We start from the raw sequence: 4,854 nt of genomic DNA on the forward strand, positions 1-4,854 counted from the left end.
GGTTGGGGGCGGTGCTGCTCGCGGCGAGTGCGGGCTAGGGTTGGGGGGGTGCTGCGCGCGGCGAGTGTGGGGCTAGCATTGAGTCCTTCTGCTAGCGTGGTCGTTCTGCTTAAGTCGGATTTCTTGCTTATTTCTGTTAGCCCCTATCCGGGGCGGGACTTCATTTCTTTTCAAACGCGAAAAGAAACGAAGCAAAGAAACGCGTTTTAAACCGCCAATTTTTAAGTGTCGTTGTCGCTCATTTCAGGTTTTTGGCACGAACGTAGTACGGCCCGAAATACTTAACCCGCAGTCGAACACCGCCCTCAAGCACAAACGGCGCACACACGCTTCGCCTCGACCGCCGTATATCGGTGGATATCTGCGATCTCGCACCACACAAGTCCAGTTGGTCGCTGGTTTGCTGCTGGCATGCCGTTGGCACTAGCGACAACGGGGTTGGGGCGTTGGAGGCGAAGCGCGTGCGCGCCGTTAGAGCTTGAGGGCGGTTTTCGGCTGCGAGCGGGGGATTCGGGGGCCGCGCTACGTTCGGGCCAAAAACCTGAAATGACGAACGACGACACTGAGGTATTCGCGGTTTGAACGCGTTTCTTTGCTTCGTTTCTTTGCGCGTTTGCAAAGAAATGAAGTCCCGCCCCGGACAGGGGCTAACAGTAATAAGCAAGAAAATCCGACTTATGCAGAACGACCACGCGAGAAGAAGGACTCCGTCCTAGCCCCACACCCGCCGCGCGCAGCACCCCCCCTCCACCCCAGCCCCACACTCGCCGAACAGGCCCCCCGCCGAACAGGCATTCCCGCCAGCCCCACATTCCCGTTAAAATTGAACGTTTTAGCCACAGCCGCCGCCCGAGGCAAGATCGAGGCAAGATCGCGCCCAAGATCCCCCCACGGCAACACCCGGCCACAAAGGCATTCATGCTCACTTTTCAGCAAATCATCCTGACGCTGCAATCCTATTGGGACAACAAGGGTTGCGCGCTCCTCCAGCCGATCGACATGGAAGTCGGCGCAGGTACCTCGCACGTACACACGTTCCTGCGCGCGCTCGGACCCGAGCCGTGGCGCGCAGCCTACGTGCAACCGTCGCGACGCCCAAAAGACGGCCGTTACGGCGACAACCCCAACCGCCTGCAGCACTACTACCAATATCAGGTAGTGCTGAAGCCCGCGCCCGAAAACATCCTCGACCTGTATCTCGGCTCGCTCGAAGCGCTCGGCTTTGACCTGAAGCAAAACGACGTGCGCTTCGTGGAAGACGACTGGGAAAATCCAACCCTCGGCGCATGGGGCCTGGGCTGGGAAGTCTGGCTGAACGGCATGGAAGTCACCCAATTTACCTACTTCCAACAGGTCGGCGGTATCGATTGCAAGCCCGTGCTGGGCGAAATCACCTACGGCCTCGAACGCCTCGCCATGTACCTCCAGAAAGTCGAGAACGTCTACGACCTGATCTGGACGGAATGGGAAGAAACCGGCCCGAATGGTCCTGAAATGCGCCGCCTGACTTACGGCGACGTCTATCACCAAAACGAAGTCGAACAATCCACGTACAACTTCGAACACGCGAACGTCGATCTGCTTTTCACGCAATTCACCAGCTACGAAGCAGAAGCGAAGAAGATGATCGACGCGCGGCTTTCATTGCCCGCCTACGAACTCGTCCTGAAAGCCGGTCACACATTCAACCTGCTGGATGCGCGCGGCGCGATTTCAGTGACGGCGCGCGCAGCGTATATCGGGCGAATCCGGGATTTGTCGCGAGCAGTCGCGAAGGGCTATTACGAGTCCCGTGAGGCGCTCGGATTCCCCATGCTGGGAAATCCCGTTCAAGGCGATCCGGACCTCACCACCGACGCACAGGACGCCGCCAAACCGGCGTGGGCGCCAGCGCTGAAGGTCGAGCGCCATATCGATCAGGCCTGACCAGAGCACCGACACGACAATGACCCAAAAAAATATCGCATCGCTGCTCGTCGAGCTGCTGACCGAAGAATTGCCGCCGAAAGCGCTCGCGCGTCTGGGCACTTCGTTTGCCGAAGGAATCGTGCAGCGGCTCGCCGCGCGCGACCTGATTGACGGCGACGCCGTTTTCGAGAAATACGCCACGCCGCGCCGTCTCGCCGTTCTCATCAAGAACGTGCGCGCAGTCGCGCCGGAAAAACAGGTGCGCGAGAAAGTGCTGCCGGTATCCGTCGCACTCGATAAAGACGGCCAGCCCACCGCGCCTCTCGCCAAGAAACTCGCGGCGCTCGGCTTCCCGGACTTCCCGCTCGCCGACCTCGAACGCGCGCAGGACGGCAAGGCTGAAGCGTTTTTCCTGCGCTACGCAGCACCCGGCGCAACCCTGGCCGACGGATTGCAAGCCGCGCTGGACGAAACCCTCACCAAGTTGCCCATCCCGAAGGTCATGACGTATCAGCGTCCGGACGGTTCGAGCGTCCAGTTCGTACGTCCCGTCCAGCGCCTGATCGCGTTGCACGGCCGCGACGTCATACCGGTGAGGGCGCTGGGCATCGATTCCGGCGTCACCACGCTGGGTCACCGGTTCATGTCGGAAGGCTTCGTCGCGATTGCGCACGCCGACGACTATGCCGAGACGCTTCGTTCAAAAGGCAAAGTGCTCGCGAATTTCGACGACCGCCGCGAATCCATCCGCACGCAGCTACAAGCATTCGCGGGCGAGGATCTCGTCGTCATGCCGGAAACGCTGCTGGACGAAGTGAACGCGCTGGTCGAATGGCCCGTCGTGTACGAGTGCCATTTCGACGACGTATTCCTGCAGGTGCCGCAGGAATGCCTGATCCTCACCATGCAGACGAACCAGAAGTATTTCGCGATCACGGACCCATCGGGCAAGCTGCGCTCGCGCTTCCTGATCGTGTCGAACATCGAGACGAAAACGCCTGGGGACATCATCGAAGGCAACGAGCGCGTGGTGCGCCCGCGTCTCGCCGATGCCAAGTTCTTCTTCGAGCAAGACAAGAAGAAGCCCCTCGCCGATCGCGTGCCGTTGCTCGCGAACGTGGTGTATCACAACAAGCTCGGCTCGCAATTGCAGCGCGTGCAGCGCGTTGAAGAGCTGGCCGGCGAGATCGCACCCATGATCGGCGTGGACGTGGCCGTCTCGAAGCGCGCCGCCTTGCTCGCGAAGGCCGATTTGCTGACCGACATGGTCGGCGAATTCCCCGAGCTGCAAGGCACGATGGGCACGTATTACGCCCGCCACGACGGCGAGCCGGAAGAGGTCGCGCTCGCGTGTTCGGAGCATTACCAGCCGCGTTTCTCCGGTGACGAGACACCGGCGAGCGGCGTGAGCTGTGCCGTCGCACTCGCCGACAAACTCGAAACGCTGGTCGGTATCTGGGGCATTGGCTTGCAGCCGACCGGCGAAAAAGATCCGTTCGCGCTGCGCCGTCACGCGCTCGGCGTGTTGCGTATCTTGCTCGAAAAGAGTCTTGCCATCGACCTGCGCGAGTTGCTGCGCACCGCGCATAAGCAGTTCGCCGATATGCCGCACGTCGTCGAATCGACGGAAGCGATCTACGCGTTCTTCATGGACCGCCTGCGTGGCGTATTGCGCGAACGCGGCTTCAACGCGGTCGAAATCGATGCGGTGTTGAGCCTGAATCCCACGCGTCTGGACGACATCGTCGCGCGTCTGGACGCAGTGCGCGAATTCGCCGCGTTGCCGGAAGCTGCATCGCTCGCGGCCGCCAACAAGCGCATCTCGAATATCCTGAAGAAGTCGGCGGAAGACGTGCCGTCCAGCGTGCAAACCGGCTTGCTCCAGGAAGCCGCCGAGAAAGCGCTCTACGCGCAACTCGAACAGGTCGCGCCGGTGGTGCAAAATCAACTCGCCGAACGCAACTACACGGAAGCACTATCGGCGTTATCGGCGTTGCGCGATGCAGTGGACACCTTCTTCAACGACGTCATGGTGAACGCCGAAGACCCGGCGCTGCGCCGCAACCGTCTCGCTCTCCTCGGCGCCCTGCACCAGCAGATGAATTGCGTCGCGGATATCTCGAAGTTAGCCACCTGATGCGTCACACCATGCCAACCAACGCCAACAAGAAACTGGTGGTTCTCGATCGGGACGGCGTGATCAACGTCGACTCCGACGCGTTCATCAAGTCTCCTGATGAATGGGTCGCGATTCCCGGCAGTCTTGAAGCCATCGCCCGCCTGAATCAGGCGGGTTATCGCGTGGCCATTGCGTCGAACCAGTCGGGCATCGGCCGTGGCCTCTTCGACATGGCTGCGCTCAACGCAATGCATCAGAAGATGAATCGCGCGGTGGCGGCGGTGGGCGGACGGATCGATGCCGTGTTCTACTGCCCGCACACGCAGGAAGACGAATGCGAGTGCCGCAAGCCGAAGCCCGGCATGTTGCAGCAGATCGTGGAACGTTTCGAAGTCGATCCGGCTGTGACGCCGGTGGTCGGCGATTCGCTGCGCGACCTCGTATCGGGCGCCGCGCTCGGCTTCCAGTTGCATCTCGTGCTGACCGGCAAGGGCCGCAAGACGCTGGCAGCCGGCAACCTTCCGCCGAACACCAAAGTGCATGAAGACCTGCGCACGTTCGCACTCGATTTCCTCGCCAAAGATCACGACTGACGCACGGCCTTTAGAAGAGAGTTGACCACCCGATGCGCTTCGTTCGTTCGTTGTTGTTCATGATTTATCTTGTGGTCTACACGGTGCCGTACGCGATGGCGTGCTTTATCGCGTTCCCGTTCATGCGCGCTGAAAAGCGCTACTGGATGGCCGCGTACTGGTGCAAGTCGTCGATCTTCGTGCTGCGTTACCTGGTCGGGATTCGCTACCAGATCAAAGGCGTCGAGAATCTCC

The 4,854-nt window shown here is 60.7% G+C and carries 3 protein-coding genes and 1 pseudogene; all 4 read left to right on the plus strand.

The genetic code is table 11. The features are described from left to right. The first annotated feature begins 918 nt into the window (after positions 1-918). Positions 919-1,926: a glycine--tRNA ligase subunit alpha gene (gene glyQ, locus WCA53_RS09950; RefSeq protein WP_423908583.1), complete on the plus strand. Its 1,008-nt coding sequence runs from the start codon at positions 919-921 to the stop codon at positions 1,924-1,926. Positions 1,927-1,945: 19 nt separating this feature from the next. Next, positions 1,946-4,045: a glycine--tRNA ligase subunit beta gene (gene glyS, locus WCA53_RS09955; RefSeq protein WP_423908585.1), complete on the plus strand. Its 2,100-nt coding sequence runs from the start codon at positions 1,946-1,948 to the stop codon at positions 4,043-4,045. An 11-nt stretch (positions 4,046-4,056) separates the two neighbouring features. Next, positions 4,057-4,620 (plus strand): D-glycero-beta-D-manno-heptose 1,7-bisphosphate 7-phosphatase, encoded by a 564-nt coding sequence (gmhB, locus tag WCA53_RS09960; RefSeq protein ID WP_423908587.1) that lies wholly within the window; start codon positions 4,057-4,059, stop codon positions 4,618-4,620. A 32-nt stretch (positions 4,621-4,652) separates the two neighbouring features. Further along, positions 4,653-4,854 (plus strand): annotated as a pseudogene (locus WCA53_RS09965) (1-acyl-sn-glycerol-3-phosphate acyltransferase); the annotation flags it as partial.

Source organism: Caballeronia sp., assembly GCF_049581465.1.
Taxonomy (GTDB): domain Bacteria; phylum Pseudomonadota; class Gammaproteobacteria; order Burkholderiales; family Burkholderiaceae; genus Caballeronia.

Bases quoted from the DNA above. Each gene is read 5' to 3' on its own strand.
- glyQ (WP_423908583.1), top strand. From the start codon at position 919: ATGCTCACTTTTCAGCAAATCATCCTGACGCTGCAATCCTATTGGGAC.
- glyS (WP_423908585.1), top strand. From the start codon at position 1,946: ATGACCCAAAAAAATATCGCATCGCTGCTCGTCGAGCTGCTGACCGAA.
- gmhB (WP_423908587.1), top strand. From the start codon at position 4,057: ATGCCAACCAACGCCAACAAGAAACTGGTGGTTCTCGATCGGGACGGC.